This window comes from Streptomyces sp. NPDC052682 (genome assembly GCF_040678435.1).
Lineage (GTDB): Bacteria > Actinomycetota > Actinomycetes > Streptomycetales > Streptomycetaceae > Streptomyces.
Map to the genome: position 1 here is coordinate 33,872 of NZ_JBFATS010000012.1, position 15,173 is coordinate 49,044.

At 72.5% G+C, this 15,173-nt stretch carries 14 protein-coding genes; 8 read left to right on the forward strand and 6 right to left on the reverse strand.

Annotation, left to right across the window (positions count from 1 at the left end):
- Positions 1-89 precede the first annotated feature (89 nt).
- Complete coding sequence (locus AB0K80_RS20190; protein WP_365671466.1) at positions 90-2,543, forward strand: SpoIIE family protein phosphatase; 2,454 nt, start codon at positions 90-92, stop codon at positions 2,541-2,543.
- A gap of 173 nt (positions 2,544-2,716) precedes the next feature.
- Here AB0K80_RS20190 and AB0K80_RS20195 read toward each other — a convergent pair whose 3' ends face one another.
- Together AB0K80_RS20195 and AB0K80_RS20200 are read right to left on the reverse strand one after the other, a co-directional pair.
- Positions 2,717-3,208: a flavin reductase family protein gene (locus tag AB0K80_RS20195; RefSeq protein ID WP_365671468.1), complete on the reverse strand. Its 492-nt coding sequence runs from the start codon at positions 3,206-3,208 to the stop codon at positions 2,717-2,719.
- A gap of 85 nt (positions 3,209-3,293) precedes the next feature.
- Complete coding sequence (locus AB0K80_RS20200; protein WP_365671470.1) at positions 3,294-4,040, reverse strand: peptidoglycan-binding domain-containing protein; 747 nt, start codon at positions 4,038-4,040, stop codon at positions 3,294-3,296.
- 214 nt (positions 4,041-4,254) lie between these two features.
- On the opposite strand from AB0K80_RS20200, the gene AB0K80_RS20205 reads away from it, so the two are divergent.
- Entirely contained in the window at positions 4,255-4,989 is a 735-nt protein-coding gene (locus AB0K80_RS20205) for a TetR family transcriptional regulator (RefSeq protein WP_365671472.1), read from the forward strand.
- A 158-nt stretch (positions 4,990-5,147) separates the two neighbouring features.
- Positions 5,148-5,561, forward strand: a complete 414-nt coding sequence (locus AB0K80_RS20210; protein ID WP_365671851.1) for a zinc ribbon domain-containing protein — start codon at positions 5,148-5,150, stop codon at positions 5,559-5,561.
- 76 nt (positions 5,562-5,637) lie between these two features.
- On the opposite strand, the gene AB0K80_RS20215 is transcribed toward AB0K80_RS20210, so the two are convergent.
- Both AB0K80_RS20215 and AB0K80_RS20220 read right to left on the reverse strand, forming a co-directional pair.
- The gene (locus tag AB0K80_RS20215) at positions 5,638-6,036 is read right to left on the reverse strand and encodes a PPOX class F420-dependent oxidoreductase (protein ID WP_365671473.1); all 399 of its coding nucleotides are present in this window, start codon (positions 6,034-6,036) and stop codon (positions 5,638-5,640) included.
- A 14-nt stretch (positions 6,037-6,050) separates the two neighbouring features.
- Entirely contained in the window at positions 6,051-7,235 is a 1,185-nt protein-coding gene (locus AB0K80_RS20220; RefSeq protein WP_365671475.1) for an aminotransferase class I/II-fold pyridoxal phosphate-dependent enzyme, read from the reverse strand.
- 229 nt (positions 7,236-7,464) lie between these two features.
- On the opposite strand from AB0K80_RS20220, the gene AB0K80_RS20225 reads away from it, so the two are divergent.
- Positions 7,465-8,841 (forward strand): S1 family peptidase, encoded by a 1,377-nt coding sequence (locus AB0K80_RS20225; RefSeq protein WP_365671477.1) that lies wholly within the window; start codon positions 7,465-7,467, stop codon positions 8,839-8,841.
- 187 nt (positions 8,842-9,028) lie between these two features.
- Here the strand turns inward: AB0K80_RS20225 and AB0K80_RS20230 are convergent, their stop codons facing one another.
- The gene (locus tag AB0K80_RS20230) at positions 9,029-9,202 is read right to left on the reverse strand and encodes a hypothetical protein (protein ID WP_365671479.1); all 174 of its coding nucleotides are present in this window, start codon (positions 9,200-9,202) and stop codon (positions 9,029-9,031) included.
- Between the two features lie 126 nt (positions 9,203-9,328).
- Positions 9,329-10,489, reverse strand: a complete 1,161-nt coding sequence (locus AB0K80_RS20235; protein ID WP_365671481.1) for an ROK family transcriptional regulator — start codon at positions 10,487-10,489, stop codon at positions 9,329-9,331.
- Between the two features lie 166 nt (positions 10,490-10,655).
- On the opposite strand from AB0K80_RS20235, the gene AB0K80_RS20240 reads away from it, so the two are divergent.
- Genes AB0K80_RS20240 through AB0K80_RS20255 form a run of 4 tightly spaced genes read left to right on the forward strand, consistent with a single transcriptional unit; the run spans position 10,656 to position 15,144 of the window.
- Positions 10,656-11,621 (forward strand): sugar ABC transporter permease, encoded by a 966-nt coding sequence (locus tag AB0K80_RS20240; RefSeq protein WP_365671483.1) that lies wholly within the window; start codon positions 10,656-10,658, stop codon positions 11,619-11,621.
- A gap of 19 nt (positions 11,622-11,640) precedes the next feature.
- Entirely contained in the window at positions 11,641-12,558 is a 918-nt protein-coding gene (locus tag AB0K80_RS20245) for a carbohydrate ABC transporter permease (protein WP_365671485.1), read from the forward strand.
- Between the two features lie 10 nt (positions 12,559-12,568).
- Entirely contained in the window at positions 12,569-13,912 is a 1,344-nt protein-coding gene (locus AB0K80_RS20250) for a sugar ABC transporter substrate-binding protein (RefSeq protein ID WP_365671487.1), read from the forward strand.
- A 29-nt stretch (positions 13,913-13,941) separates the two neighbouring features.
- Positions 13,942-15,144, forward strand: a complete 1,203-nt coding sequence (locus tag AB0K80_RS20255; protein WP_365671489.1) for a Gfo/Idh/MocA family oxidoreductase — start codon at positions 13,942-13,944, stop codon at positions 15,142-15,144.
- Positions 15,145-15,173 lie beyond the last annotated feature (29 nt).

Here is a 15,173-nt window from a genome sequence, read left to right on the forward strand (position 1 = left end):
GCCGGGGGCCGGTGGGACCGCGGGTGAGCTCGGTATCCGCGCACAAGCGGGTCAACGAACCCGGTTCCGTGTGCGATGCTCGACGCGTGATGAGCGAGCCCGCTACCCCGGCGCAGACCGGCGCCGCGCCGGACCTGGCCGAACTGGCCAGGGTCGTCGCCCGGCAACGCGCCGAGATGGACCGGCTGCGCGACCAGGCGGCGACGTCGGCGGTCGTGGAGCGGGCCAAGGGCGCGGTCATGGCACTGACGGGGTGTTCCGCGGACGCCGCCGGCGAGCAGCTCCTCCAGCGGGCCAAGGCGGCGCGCCGCACGCTGCTGGAGGAGTGCTGGATCACGCTCGGCGCCCTGACGTCCCCGCTGCCGGCCTTCACCGGGCCCGCGGGGGACCCCACCGCGGCAGGGGCGGCACACGGCATGCCCGCCGTCGTGGGCCCGGACGAGTTCTCCGAGGCGGCCGCGCCGGACGACGTCTCCGCCGCCCTGGCCCGCTTCGGCCGGCTGCTGGTCCGGGTCCGCACCCCGCAGGCCCTGGCGCGGTGCCTGCTGGAACACCTCGCGCCGGACCTGGGCGCGGACGCGGTGTTGCTGTACGCCCGCCGGCCCACCGGCGGGCTGGAGCTGGCCGGGTACGCCGGTGTCGAGGACACCCTGGCCACCGCCTGGCGACAGGTGCCGCCGGTGAGCGGGGTGGCGGCGCTGGACGCCCTGCGCACCGGTGAGGCGCGCTGGCTGGAGGACTTCGCCGAGGACCGCGGGCGGTACCTGCTCATCGGGGATCCGCCCGAGCGGTGGCGCTCCCGCGCCTGGCTGCCGGTGCGCACCGGCGGCCTCGAGGTCTGCGTGGGCGTGCTGCGCGGCCGTGCCGGGGCGTTCACGCCCCGTGACCGTGTCCACCTGCGGGGTGTCGTCCGGCTGTGCGCCGGCTGGCTGCGCGCGTTCCACGCCCGGCCCCCGCTGCCCGCCGGCCTGTCCGGGAACACCGTCCAGGCGGTGTTCGACGTGCTGCCGCTCGCGGCGATGCTGCTGACCCCGCTGCGCGCCGGATCGGGCGAGATCGAGGACTTCCGGATCGACGCGGCCACCGCGCAGGCGGGCGGTCTGCTCGGCGGCGGTGACGGAGACCTGGCCGGGCGGCGGCTGCTGGAGTGGGGTCCGCTCCCGGCCGACGACCCCCTGTGGCGGGGCTGCCTGCGCGTGCTCGCGACGGGCGAGCCCTACGAGAGCGAGCCGTTCGCCCACCAGGAGGTCGCCGACGGTGTCGCGGAGCTGCGCACGTACACGGTGCGGGTGGCTCCGCTGGGCGAGGGACTGGTCGTCACCTGGGTGCGGCACGGCTCCTCCGACCGGCAGGAACAGCGGCTGGCGGATCTGCAGCGGCTGGGCAACCTCGGCTGGGCCAACTGGCACCTGACGACCGACGAGGCCTCCTGGTCCACCCAGGTCTTCTCCCTGTTCGACCGGAACCCCGGGCACGGCCCGGTCCCCCTCACCGATCTTCCGGCCCTCGCCCTGCCCGAGGACGCCCCGGCGCTGTCCCGCGCGATCGACGACCTGGTACGGGAGGGGCGAACGTTCGACGTGCCGTTCCGGATCCGGACGGTGCGCGGGGTCCGGCATCTGCGGCTCGTCGCCGAGGCCGTCGCGGACCGCCAAGGCGTGCCCGTCGAGGTGCACGGCTTCGTGGAGGACGTGACCGCGCGGCGGCGGACGGAGCTGGCCCTCGTGGAGAGCGAGCGGGCGATCGTCACCCAGCACGACGTGCTCCAGGCCGAGCGGACCCTGGCCGCGCGGCTCCAGCACGCGCTGCTGCCCCTGCCCAAGCGGGTGGTGAACCTGGCCGGGGTGCGGGTCGAGGTCGCCTACCTGCCCGCGCAGTCGGGCGTGCACGTCGGCGGCGACTGGTTCAGCGCCATCGAACTGCCCGACGGGGACGCCCTGTTCGTCGTCGGGGACGTCGCCGGGCACGGGGTCGACGCCGTCGCGACCATGGCACAGCTGCGCTTCACCGCCAAGGGCATGGTCATCACGGGCTCGTCGCTGACCGGCGCGCTCGCCCGGCTCAACACGCTGCTGCTGCACTCCCGCGACTCCCACGGCACCGCCACGATGGTGCTGGCCCGCTACCACCCGGGCGAGCGGCGCCTGGTCTGGGCGCAGGCGGGGCATCCGCCGCCGCTGCTGCTGCGCGACGGCCGGGTGCGCTACCTCGACCGTCCCCGCGGTCTGCTGCTCGGCGCGAGTGCCACGCCCTCCTTCGAGGAGGCCGAGTGCCGTCTGGAGCCCGGCGACCGGCTCATCATGTACACGGACGGCCTGGTCGAGCGGCCCCCGGAGAGCATCGACCAGGGCCTGCAGCGGCTGGCCGAGGCCGTGGCGGCCCACCACACCGGCGGGCGCGGCTCCCTGGACCCGCTGCTGGAGGCGATGCTCGAGCAGGAGCGGCGGGACGACGTGTGCGTCCTGGACATCCGGGTTCCGGAGGACGGCGCGGACCCGGAGCGGCAGGGCGGCCCGTCGGACGGGCACGACCGGGGCGCGTGAGCCGTTCACCAGCGTGGCCTTCGTGCGCGGCGGACGCGGCGGGACCGCACGCCGCCCCACTTCTCCGCCGCCCACCCTCGCGCCCCCCGGCGCCCGGGGCGCCGCCCGGCGGCCCACCGCGCACCGGCCCGTTCCCGGCCCCCTGCCCGGCGCCCGAGTGCCGGGCCGCCGGGTCAGTCCACCGGGTGACCGGCGGAGATGCCGAGTGCGTCGTGCAGCCGCAGCAGTGGACCGTCGTGCGCCGGCCGCTCGCCCCACTCGACCGGGTCGAGGACGAAGCCGACATGGTCGCCGCCGCACTCCACGCGGGTGACGACCCGGCCGACGAACCAGGCCGCCGCGTCCTCCAGGACGACGGCCCCGCCGTGTCCCTCCCGGCAGCGCACGTGCCGGAGCTTGTCCTCCCGGTCGCCGGTCCGCCCGCCGAACAGCTCGGCGAGCGCGTGCTGTTCGCGGGTGAGCAGATGCACCGCGAGGACCTCAGCGGAGCGCGCCACCCGGTAGGTGTGGTTGGCCTCCGAGAGCCATACCGCGAACCGCACGGGCCGGATGGAGCACTGCGAGGCGAACCCCACCAGGCAACCGGCCCGTTCGCCGCCCGCGGTGGCGGTGACCACGTACATGTCGGGGTCCAGCCGCCCGGTGAACGTCTCCAGATCCGCCATGCCCACGCCCTCCCGTCCCAGTGATGTCGGTGTCCTTGCATCACCTGACCCGCTGCGGGGGTGTCCATGCGTCCGGCGCGCGGAGTCAGCCGATCGGCGCGGTACGGGACTCCAGCGCGAGGCGGGTGTCGTCGCCGTACACGCCCGTCTCGTCGCCTCGCACGCCGTACCAGAGCTGGAAGCGGGCCACCGCCGCGGTCAGGGTGGCGTCGTAGCGGCCGTCGGCGGAGCCGTCCTGGTAGACGTTCGGGACCCGCAGGAGGCGTTGCTGGAGTTCGGTCACCTCCGGGCCGGTGTCCCCCTCGCGGAGGGTTCCCGCTGCGTCGGGGGCGGCGGCCGGGGCCGAAGCGGGCGGCGGTGTCGAAGGAGCGGGAGCAGACGACGCTGGAGCAGAGGGAGCCACAGGGGCAGAAGCAGCAGGAACCGTGGGAGTCGGGGACACCGCCGGCGGCTGCGGAGCCGGTGCGGCGCGGTCGCCGCCGGTGTCGCTCCTGCCGAGCAGCAGCAGCGCGCTGCCGAAGCCGAGCACCGCGGCGGCACACACCGCGATCGCGACGGCGGCCCGGCGTGTGGTCGTCCCCTGCGCGCGCGGCCGGGTGCGCCCCCGCACGGGCGGGAGTTCCTTCGTCGTGTCCTCGGAGCCCGGGCGCGGCGCCGGCACCGCGAAGGACTCGTGACGTACCGGCCCCGCGCCGGGGGTGCGGCCCTGGGTGTCCTGCGTGAACTCCCGGAACAGTTCCGCGAGGGCGTCCGTGCGGCGCGGTCGCAGGACCCGGATGGGTTCGAGGGCCTCGTCGTCGTGCGGCTGCCGGGGTTCGGACGGTGTCGACACGCTGTTCTCCTTCGGTCCTTCCGTCCGTGCGGACGGGCCCGCGTGCGAGGAGGGATACGGACCCGGTGGACCGGCGGTTCAGCGGCTACGCGGCCGCCGGCGCCCTGACCGCCATCACCCCGGTGGCCACCGCCGGACGGCCGGCAGCACTCAGTGCTCCCCACAGGGGGTACTGAGTGCCATTCCAGCCGGTCGGGTGCTACGTTCGACGTCCATGAGCTCCAGCAGTGCGGCGCCCGGCCGCGGCGACAAGGGGGAGGCGGCCACGGCCCGGCCGCCCATGCGGGAGGCGCTCGTCGCGGCGGCCTTCCAGCTGTTCCTGGAGCGGGGTTACGAGCAGACCACCGTAGACGACATCGTGGCGCTGGCCGGTGTCGGCCGGCGGTCGTTCTTCCGCTACTTCCCCTCCAAGGAGGACGTGGTCTTCCCCGACCACGAACGGTGTCTGGCCGACATGACCGCCTTCCTGGCCGCGAGCGACGCGGACGCCGAACCGGTGCGCCGGGTCTGTGACGCGGCCCGGCTCGTGCTGCGCATGTACGCCGAGAACCCCTCCTTCTCCGTTCAGCGGTACCGGCTCACCAAGAAGGTGCCCGGGCTGCGCGCGTACGAGCTGTCGGTGGTCTGGCGCTACGAGCGGGCCCTGGCCGAGTACCTGCGCGGCCGTTTCACCGGCCGCCGCGACGGCACCCTGCGGGCCGACGTGATCGCGGCCGCCGTGGTCGCGGCGCACAACAACGCGCTGCGCTCCTGGCTGCGGTCGGACGGGCAGGGCGACGCGAGCGCGGCGGTGGACCGGGCACTGGGCTATGTGCAGGCCGCCTTCGGCGGCACGGCGGGGCCGCCCGCCGACGAGCGGCCCGAGGACGTCGTGGTGGTCGTCTCCCGGCGCGGGGCCCCGCTGTGGCGGGTGGTGCAGGAGATCGAGACCACGCTGGCCCGGGACTGAGCCCGTTCCCGCCCGGAATTCAGGGGTACGGAGTGCCTTTACAGGTGGCACTGAGTGCCATACCTTGTCGGTGTGCACGGTGGCACGGCGAACCGCGCACGCGCGTGCACGGGCGACCGCGCACGCGGATTCCGGCCGAGTGCAGGGAGTTGACCAGCGTGTACCACCCCTCAGGAAGCGTCGCTCAGCAGACAGCCGGCTCCGCGACGGGCGTGCTCGAGCCCCACGGACCTGACACGGAGGCCATCCTCTTCCAGCGCTGTACCTGGTGCGGCACCGCCATGTACCACCGGGTGCTGTGCCCGGTCTGCCGGGGCAGTGACCTGCGCACGGAGCGCAGCGCGGGCGTCGGCACGGTCCGCCACTCCACGGTGGTGCACCGCAACACGCCCGCCGCGCGCAACGTGTCCCTCATCGAGATGGCCGAGGGTTTCGTGGTGCGCGGCCGGGTCATGGGCCCGCCCATCGGCATCCACAGCGGGGACCGGGTGCGGCTGTCCACCGCCAAGGACCCGGTGCGCGGCGAGCCGGTCTTCCAGCTGGTCGACGAGCCGTACCGGGCCTGGACCTGACGGCACGTCACCCTCACACCGGCCCGGGCACCACGTGACCGATGAGCACCGGCCGCCCCGTCGCGAAGCTGCGGCGCTACGGCTGCCCGGGCTCCCCGAGGGTGACGCGGAGGCCGACCGTGCCGTGCGTGCCCCGGCGCAGCCGGCTGCCCAGCAGGCTCAGCCGGCCGAGGACGCCGTACTTGCGGGCGATCAGCGCGCGGTAGCGGGCGGTGGTGGCCGCGTCGCAGATCTCGGCGGTGGCCGGAACCTGGTCGCCGGTCGGGTTGCCGCGCACGTCGCAGGGGCCGACCAGAACGTCGGCCCGGTTGCGGATCCGCTTCACCTTCCCGGAGTCGGCGACGGTCCACACACCGAGGGCGTCACCGTCGCGTACGACCCAGACCGGGGTGGCGACCGGCGTACCGTTTCTGCGGTAGCTGGTGAGCAGCAGGTACTTTCCGGCGCCGAGCCGGTCCAGCGGGGTGTGGTCCATGGCGGGAGTCTAGGTCAGTCCCGCTCCAGGGCCGCCGTCATGCGCCGGACCGCTTCCCTGATCAGGTCGGGGGAGGTGGCCAGGTTGAGGCGGACGTGCCCGGCCCCGCCCGTGCCGAAGGGCAGGCCGGAGTTGAGGGCGACCCGCCCCCGGTTCAGGAAGACCTCCGCCGGGTCGTCGCCCAGGCCGAGCGCGCGGCAGTCGAGCCAGGCCAGGTAGGTGGCGTCCCCGGGGCGGTAGCGCACGGTGGGCAGGTGCTCGGCGAGCAGGCCGGTGAGCAGGCGCCGGTTGTCGGCGAGACCGGCCAGCAGGGCGTCCAGCCAAGCCGTGGCATCGCGCAGGGCGGCGGTGTGGGCGAGGACGCCGACGTGGCTCGGGCCGTGCCCGACCTCCTCGGGCACCCGGGCCAGATCGGCGGCGGCGCCGGGTCCGGCCAGGGCGAGGGCGGCCTTGAGCCCGGCCAGGTTCCAGCCCTTGGAGGCCGACATCAGCGACAGGCCGCGCTCGGCGCCCGGCACGCTGAGATAGGGCACGAACCGGGCGTCGCCGAGGACGAGCGGGGCGTGGATCTCGTCGGCGACGACACGCACGCCGTACCGCTCGGCGAGGGCGGCGACCGCGGACAGCTCCTCGGCGGTGTGCACGGTGCCGGTCGGGTTGTGCGGGCTGCACAGCAGGTACGCGGCCCGTCGCCGGCCGGCGGTGACCCGCTGGAAGGTGTCCTCCAGCACGCCGAGGTCGAGGCGCGCGTCCGCGCCGAGCGGGGCCTCGGCCACCTGCCGGTCCATGTGCGTGACGAACGGGTAGAACGGCGGATACACCGGCGGGTTGACCACCACCGCGTCCCCGGGCCCGGTGACCAGCTTCAGCATCTCGACGACGCCGAGCATGACGTCGGGCACGATCGCGGTGCGCTCCACGGCGAGCCCGTCCCAGCCCCACCGCTTGGCGGCGAACGCGGCCAGCGCCTCGGCGTAGGCGGTGCCGGCCGGGTAGCCGGTGTCGCCGAGGTGCAGCGCGTCGGTGACGGCGCGGACGACCGGTTCGGCCTGCGGTACGTCCATCTCGGCCACCCACAGCGGCAGCACGTCCTCGGGGTAGGTGCGCCACTTCATGCTCGTACGGCGCCTGAGCTGGTCGAGAGTGAGCGCGTGCAGGGGGTTCGGTTCGCCGGACGTGTCGTACGGGATCCTGGTCATACGGCACACGATAGGCGGGCAGGTCACCGACGGAGGACGAACCGGGCCGGGGGTGACGCGGCGGCCGGGCGCGGCCGGCAGGTGTTCTCCGCCGCCGTCGGTCACCCGCCGTACGAGATCGGCCCTGCGGTGAACACCCGCGCCTCCGGCCCCGTATGGAAGGACGGCGCTCAACTCAGGCAGAGCCCCGCGGCGGTGCCGCCGTGCCGGTGAAGTTCAGGAGTCATGCATGAGGCACGCACGACGACGGGTCGTCCGGCGAGTGACACGGCTGGCGGCCGTCGGCGGACTCCTTCTCGGAGGAGCGATGGTCACCCGCGCGGTGGCGAGCGAGCCTCCTCCCGTCGTGTCCGCCGTCCCCTACACCTCCGCCCGCGCGGCCGGTGACACCGGCGCAGAGCTGGTGGAACGGCTCGGCACCACCCGTACGGCGGGCAGCTGGGTCGACGACGACGGCCGGCCGGTGGTGGCGGTCACCGACGACAAGGCCGCCGCGGAGGTCCGCGCCGCGGGCGCCCGGGCGAAGAAGGTGCGCCACAGCATGCGGGATCTGAAGTCGGCCGCGGCGACGCTGCGTTCGGCGCCCCGGGTGGCGGGCACGGCCTGGGCCATGGACTACCGGACCAACGAGGTGGTGGTGCGGGGCGACAGCACCGTCTCCGCGGCCGACTGGTCCCGGCTGACGAAGGTCGCGAAGGGGATCGGCGGCTTTGTGCGCATGGAGCGCACGGAGGGCACGTTCAGGCCCCACGTGAACGGGGCCCAGCCCATCCTGTCCACCGCCGGGCGCTGCTCGGCGGGGTTCAACGTGACCGACGGGCGAAGCGACTTCATCCTCACGGCCGGGCACTGCGGACCCGAGGGGTCCGTCTGGTTCTCCGACAACCAGGCGCGCAACCAGGTGGGTACGACGGTCCGGCGCAGCTTCCCGGGCAATGACTACTCGTTGGTCAAGTACGACAGCGGCCGGGCGGGCGCGGGTGCCGACGTGGTCGCGGTCGGCGACGGCAAGGGCGTACGGATCACGGGCGTGGCCGATGCGACCGTGGGCCGGCAGGTGTTCCGCAGCGGCAGCACCACCGGGCTGCGCGACGGGCAGGTGACCGCGCTCAACGCGACGGTGAACTACCCGGAGGGCACCGTCAGCGGGCTCATCGAGACCAACGTGTGTGCCGAACCCGGCGACAGCGGCGGCCCGTTGTTCTCCGAGGGTGTCGCGCTCGGCGTGACCTCGGGCGGCAGCGGGGACTGCACGGCGGGCGGTACGACGTACTTCCAGCCGGTGACGGAGGCGCTGCGCGAGCTGGGCATGAAGCTGATCGTGTCCGCGCCGCGGGCCGGGACGAGCGGCGGGTCCTCCCCCGCCCCCTCGGCCACCGCTGACCAGGGCGCCGCCGCGCCGGGCACCGCGGGCCCCGGCTCCTCGGCGCCGGTGGGCGGCACGGACTCGGCCACCCTGCTGTCCCGGCTGGCCGACCCCCGCAACATCGGCCCCGGCCTGCTGGTCATCGCGGGCAGTCTCGTCGCGCTGGTGGCCACCCGGTGGATCCGCGCGGAGCAGGACCGCAAGGCGTACCGCCAGTACTACTCGGCGACCTGGGGCTGACCGGGCGGGCCGGGCCGGGGGGGGACAGGAGCCCGACGACGGCCGGCCATGGCCGGTGCGCGGTCAGCAGGCGCGTCCCCGTGCACGGCGTGCGCGGGGACGACGGGGGTGGCGTGTGAGAAGGGCACCCGTCGGATCGGGGTGCCCGAGGACGGGTCGGCGATGCGCCGGCCGGACTACGAGGTGCTCAGGCGACCTTCACCGGCTGCGGAAGGGCGGCGGCCCACTCCAGGACGAGTCGCTGGTACTCCTCGCGCTGCTCGCTGCTCAGTGTCCCGCCCGACCGGAGCCACAGGGCCCGGATCTCCTCGTTGACCTCGTCAGCCGATCGCTCGGAAGAGGGCTCAACAGTGGTGGACATGGTGTGAATCTTACGGCCCCCCGAGTGAAGGTGGCGTGAGTAATCACGAGCTAAGCGGACATTCCGGACAGTGTCGCTGATCACGTCCCTCTGCCTGTCAACGTGGGACAGTTCACACCTGCCCGCTCACGCCTCGGCCGTCCCGAGCACCAGGACCTGGATCGCCAGCACGGCCGCGCCGCGCGCCCAGTCGTGAAAGTCGGACACCTTGGTCTCCAGCCCGACCGGCGCGGCCAGGGGGTGCCGGTTGACGCGGATGGTCTCCTCGACCGTCTTGCCGGCCACGTCCATCAGACCGACGCCCTCCCCGGCCAGGAGGATCTTCTGCGGCATGGCGAAGTTGGCGATCTGGGCGACCAGGGTGCCCAGGGCCCGGGCGGCCTCGTCGATCACCCGGGCGGGCATGGGGTCGCCGGCGGCGGCGCGGGCGAGGATCTCCTCATAGGGCAGGTCACGGCCGGTCGCGGCGTGGATCTGGTAGCGGATGTTGGGGATGGTGAGCAGCGAGACGGCGCTGCCGCGCTGGCCGTCGGGGGTGAGCGGGCCGTTGGGATCGAGGATCCAGTGGCGGCCGAAGCCGCGGTCCTCCTCGGCGCTGGGCACCCGCTTGCCGCCGAGCACCAGCCCGTAGCCGATGCCGGCGCCGATGGTCAGGACGACGAAGCGCTCCAGGCCGCGCCCGGCGCCGAACCAGGTCTCGGCCTCGACGAGGGCGGCGACGTCGTTCTCGACGACCACCGGCAGTGCGGTGCGTTCCTCGACGAGGCGGGCGAGCGGGACGTCCTTCCACCGCAGGAAGGGTGACTCGGCGACCACGGCACGGTCCTCGACGAGGCCGCCCACGCCGATGCCGACCCCGGCCAGGCGCGGATGGTCGCGGACCAGTTCGCCGGTCATCTCCGCGAGCAGGTCGGCGACTCGGGCCGGCTCGTGGGTGGTCAGGGGCCGGTCGTGGCGGGCCACGATCTCGCTGCGCAGGGTGGTGACGACGCCGTAGACCATGTCCTCGGTGATCTTGAAGCCGAGGAAGGAGAGGGAGTCGGCTACGACGTCCAGGGGCTGCGAGGGGCGGCCCTGGCGGGCGCCGCCCGTGGCTCCGTTGTCGGGCACCTCCACGAGCAGTCCCGACTCCAGCAGCGGCTTGGTGAGGCGGGTCAGGCTGCCCGCCGAGAGATCCAGGCGCCGGGCCAGCTCGGCGCGCGACAGCGGACCGTGGACAAGTACCTCGATCGCCACCGCGCGTTCGCCCGGGCTCAGCGGCAGCCAGCTGCCGACTCGTGCGCTCATGGTGCGTCAGACCCCCCAGTTTTTTCCGGTTCGGAATTAACAAGACCACTGTAGGGCGCAGCTTCAGTCAGACAAAAGAAGTTCACCCACCTCTTGACGCGGGGATTGTTTCGCGCCAAAAGTAAGTGCCCACCAGGTCGAGCCGCCGCAGACGAGGGAGTCTCCGATGACCATCGCCTCCAGCAGCCCTCCGCCGAGTCTGCCGCTCAGCGGCGCGGAGGGAGCCCTGACGGTACCGAGGACACGCCGGGCCAAAGCCCGTGAAGGGCGGGGGGACGGCCGTCTCGCCGCGCTGTTCGTGGCGCCGGCGATGCTGGGCTTCCTCGTGTTCCTGCTCTGGCCGACGCTGCGGGGCATCTATCTCTCCTTCACCCGCTACAACCTGCTGACCCCCGCCGAGTGGGTGGGCCTGGACAACTACGTCCGCATGGTCAACGACCCCATCTTCTGGAACTCGCTGGGGGTCACCGTCGAGTACGTGGTGATCAACATCGGGGTGCAGACGGTCGCGGCGCTCGCCATCGCGGTCCTGCTCCAGCGGCTGTCGCAGTCGGCGGTGCTGCGCGGGATCGTCCTCGCCCCGTACCTGCTGTCGAACGTCGTCGCGGGCATCGTCTTCCTCTGGATCCTCGACACCCAGCTCGGCATCGGCAACGAGATCATCGGAGCGCTCGGCTTCGACCACATCCCGTTCCTCGCCGACGAGCACTGGGCCGTCCCGACCATCGCCCTGATCAACGTGTGGCGGCACGTCGGCTACACCGCGCTGCTGCTCTTCGCCGGTCTGCAGGCCATCCCGAACGACATGTACGAGGCGGCGAAGGTGGACGGCGCGAGCGAGTGGCGGATGTTCTGGCGGATCACGCTGCCGCTGCTGCGTCCGGTGCTGGCGGTCGTGCTGATCATGACGGTGATCGGTTCGTTCCAGGTGTTCGACACGGTCGCCGTGACCACCCAGGGCGGTCCGGCCAACGCCACCAACGTGCTCCAGTACTACATCTACGGCGCCGCCTTCGGCCGCTTCCAGTTCGGCTACGCCTCGGCGATGTCGGTCGCCCTGCTGGTCGTCCTGACCGCGATCACGATCCTCCAGTACCGGCTCACCCGGGCCGGCCGGACCGACCTCGGCTGACGGAAGGGAGTTGACCGACATGGCTGCCGTGGCCACCACCACGACCCCCGCGCGCGTACGGCGCGGGCCGTCCGCCGGCCGGATCGCCGCCTGGACGGTGATGGGCGCGATCGTCCTCGTGACGCTGCTGCCCTTCTACTGGATCCTGCGCACCGCGCTGTCCACCAACCCCGCGCTCGCCGCGCACCCCGGCGACCCGCTGCCCGTGGACCTCACCCTCGGGGGCTTCGAGCGGGCCCTGGGCCTGCAGTCCACCGCCGAGGCGATCGCCCAGGGCGGTGCGGGCGGCGGGCTGAAGTTCTGGCGCTACCTGCTCAACTCGGTGGTCGTCTCCACCCTGATCACCGTCTGCCAGGTGTTCTTCTCCGCGATGGCCGCGTACGCCTTCGCACGGCTGCGCTGGCGCGGCCGGGACAAGGTGTTCGCGCTGTTCCTGGCCGGCCTGATGGTGCCGTCCATCTTCACGCTGCTGCCGAACTTCGTGCTCATCAAGGAACTCGGCCTGGTGGACAGCCTGCTGGGCATCGCGCTGCCGACGATGTTCATGACGCCGTTCGCGGTGTTCTTCCTGCGGCAGTTCTTCATGAACATCCCCCGCGAGGTGGAGGAAGCGGCGCTGCTGGACGGCGCCGGGAAGATCCGGGTCTTCTTCACGGTGATGCTGCCGATGGCGTCCACCCCGGTCCTGACGCTGGGCGTGCTGACGTACATCACGTCCTGGAACGACTACTTCTGGCCGCTGATGGTCTCCTACAGCGACAGCTCGCGGGTGCTCACCGTGGCCCTGGCCATCTTCCGCGCGCAGACACCGCAGAGCGGCTACGACTGGTCCGGCCTGATGGCGGCGACGCTGATCGCCGCGCTGCCGATGCTGGTGCTCTTCGCCTGCTTCGCCCGCCGGATCGTCAGCTCCATCGGCTTCACCGGGATCAAGTGAGGGGACGGACATGCGAATGCGTACGATCGTCGCGCTGTCGGGTGCGCTGGCGCTGTCCCTGACCGGGTGCGCCAACGGCAACGGCGCCCCGGGCAGCGGGTCGGACACGGTGACGTACTGGCTGTGGGACGCCAACCAGCTGCCCGCCTACCAGGCCTGCGCCAAGGGCTTCGAGAAGGAGAACCCGGGCCTGAAGGTCCGCATCACCCAGCTGGGCTGGGACGACTACTGGACCAAGCTGACCGCGAGCTTCATCGCGGGCACCGAACCGGATGTGTTCACCGACCACATCCAGAAGTTCGGCCAGTTCGCCGACCTGAAGGTGCTCGAGCCGCTGGACGGCCTCGGGATCGACCCCGCCGACTACCAGAAGGGGCTGGCCGACAACTGGATCGCCCAGGACGGCCACCGCTACGGCGCCCCGAAGGACTGGGACACGGTCGCCCTCTTCTACAACAAGAAGATGACCGACCAGGCCGGGCTCACCCCCGACGAGCTCAACAGCCTGGACTGGAACCCGAAGGACGGCGGCAGCTTCGAGAAGGCGATCGCCCACCTCACCATCGACGCCAAGGGCCGCCGCGGTGACGAGCCCGGCTTCGACAAGAACCACGTCAAGGTGTACGGCCTGGCCACCAACGGGGCCGGCTACGGCGACGGGCAGACCCAGTGGAGCCCGTTCACCGGCTCCACCGGCTGGAACTACACCGACAAGGCACGGTGGGGCACGAAGTACCAGTACGACAGCACGACCTTCCAGTCCACGATCAAGTGGTACTTCGGCCTGGCGAAGAAGGGCTACCTCGCCCCGCTGACGGCCTACAGCGGCGGCGCCAACCAGGCGAACGCGCAGGTGGCCTCCGGCAGGGCCGCGATGGCCTTCGACGGCGCCTGGATGATCTCCACGTACTACGGCTTCAAGGACGTCAAGATCGGCACCGCGTTCACGCCGGCCGGCCCCAGCGGCAAGCGGGGGACGATGATGAACGGCCTCGCCGACTCGATCACCAAGAACGCCCGCAACAAGCCGGGCGCGGTCAAGTGGGTGAAGTACCTGTCGTCCGACCAGTGCCAGAAGACGGTGGGCCGGTACGGCATCGTCTTCCCGGCCACCCCGGAAGGCACCCGGGCCGCGATCGCCGCCTACCGCAAGAAGGGCATCGACGTCACGGCCTTCACCCGGCCGGTCGCCGACAAGAAGGACTTCCGGACCTTCACATACCCGATCACGGACTACGCGGCCGACGTGACCGCGCTGATGACGCCGGCCATGCAGGACATCTACGGCAACGGCAAGCCCGTGAGCAGCCTCGACCAGACCAACGACCAGATCAACCTGATCCTGTCCCAGTGATCTCCCCACCAGTGAAGGGCACGCGTTCCATGACGTTCTCGCTCGGCATCGTCGGCGCCGGCCAGTTCTCCGGCCAGTTCGCCACGCTGTTCCAGGCCCACCCCGGCGTCCGCGCCGTCTACGTCACCGACCTGCTGCCCGAACGGGCCGAACGCCTGGCCGCGTCGCAGGGGCTGGCGGGCACGTTCCCCTCCTACGAGGCGATGCTGGAGTCCCCGGAGATCGACGCGGTCGCGATCTTCACCCAGCGCTGGACGCACGGGCCGCTGGTCCTCCAGGGCCTGCACGCGGGCAAGCACGTGTACTCCGCCGTCCCCATGGCGATCACCACCGAGGAGATCGCGGCGATCATCGACGCGGTCAAGGCGACCGGGCTGACGTACATGATGGGCGAGACCAGCCAGTACAACCCGGCGACGGTGTACGCCCGCGACCAGATCGCCAAGGGCGCCTTCGGGCGGCTGTTCTACGCCGAGGGCGACTACGTCCACGACATGGACCTCGGCTTCTACGAGGCCTACCAGTACAGCGGCGGGGAGAACTGGAAGGCCACCGCCAGCTATCCCCCGCTGCTGTACCCGACGCACTCGGTCGGCGGTGTGCTGGGCGCCTGGCAGACGCACGCGGTGAGCGTGTCCGCGATCGGCGTGGTCGACGACCGCGGCGACGGGGTCTTCGACAGGGCGGTCAGCCAGTTCGACAACGACTTCTCCAACGCCACCGCACTGTTCGAGGTGGCGGGCGGCGGGTCGTTCCGTACCAACGAGTTCCGGCGGGTCGGCTACCCGTCGCAGATCCGGGAGTCGCGTTTCCGGTTCTTCGGGACCGAGGCGAGCATGGAGCAGCTCGCCACGGTCGCCCTGTGGCAGGACAAGAACGGGGTCGAGGACATCAGCGAGCTGCTGGAGCCCAAGCCCACCCTGTCCCCCGACGATCCCTCGCTTCAGCACATCGCCGAGGAGCTGCGGGCCGCGTTCACCTCCGGATCGGCGCCGGTGCACGACCGCTCGCGGCTGCCCCGCGAGTTCGACCATCTGCACAACGGGCACGAGGGCAGCCACCACTTCCTGGTGGACGACTTCGTGACCGCGGTCAACACCCGCACCCTGCCGTCGGTCAACGCCTGGGTGGCGGCCCGCTACACCCTGCCGGGCATCATCGCCCACGAGTCCGCGCGGCAGGGTGGTGTCCGGCTGGAGATCCCGGACTTCGGAGACGCGCCGGAGGCCTGACCCCTCCGGTGCCGGCCGCGGCCGGGCAC

Coding starts and splice junctions, on each gene's coding strand:
- AB0K80_RS20190 (WP_365671466.1), top strand. CDS start 90: ATGAGCGAGCCCGCTACCCCGGCGCAGACCGGCGCCGCGCCGGACCTG.
- AB0K80_RS20195 (WP_365671468.1), bottom strand. CDS start 3,208: ATGGCGGATCTGGAGACGTTCACCGGGCGGCTGGACCCCGACATGTAC.
- AB0K80_RS20205 (WP_365671472.1), top strand. CDS start 4,255: ATGAGCTCCAGCAGTGCGGCGCCCGGCCGCGGCGACAAGGGGGAGGCG.
- AB0K80_RS20215 (WP_365671473.1), bottom strand. CDS start 6,036: ATGGACCACACCCCGCTGGACCGGCTCGGCGCCGGAAAGTACCTGCTG.
- AB0K80_RS20220 (WP_365671475.1), bottom strand. CDS start 7,235: ATGACCAGGATCCCGTACGACACGTCCGGCGAACCGAACCCCCTGCAC.
- AB0K80_RS20225 (WP_365671477.1), top strand. CDS start 7,465: ATGAGGCACGCACGACGACGGGTCGTCCGGCGAGTGACACGGCTGGCG.
- AB0K80_RS20230 (WP_365671479.1), bottom strand. CDS start 9,202: ATGTCCACCACTGTTGAGCCCTCTTCCGAGCGATCGGCTGACGAGGTC.
- AB0K80_RS20235 (WP_365671481.1), bottom strand. CDS start 10,489: ATGAGCGCACGAGTCGGCAGCTGGCTGCCGCTGAGCCCGGGCGAACGC.
- AB0K80_RS20240 (WP_365671483.1), top strand. CDS start 10,656: ATGACCATCGCCTCCAGCAGCCCTCCGCCGAGTCTGCCGCTCAGCGGC.
- AB0K80_RS20245 (WP_365671485.1), top strand. CDS start 11,641: ATGGCTGCCGTGGCCACCACCACGACCCCCGCGCGCGTACGGCGCGGG.
- AB0K80_RS20250 (WP_365671487.1), top strand. CDS start 12,569: ATGCGAATGCGTACGATCGTCGCGCTGTCGGGTGCGCTGGCGCTGTCC.
- AB0K80_RS20255 (WP_365671489.1), top strand. CDS start 13,942: ATGACGTTCTCGCTCGGCATCGTCGGCGCCGGCCAGTTCTCCGGCCAG.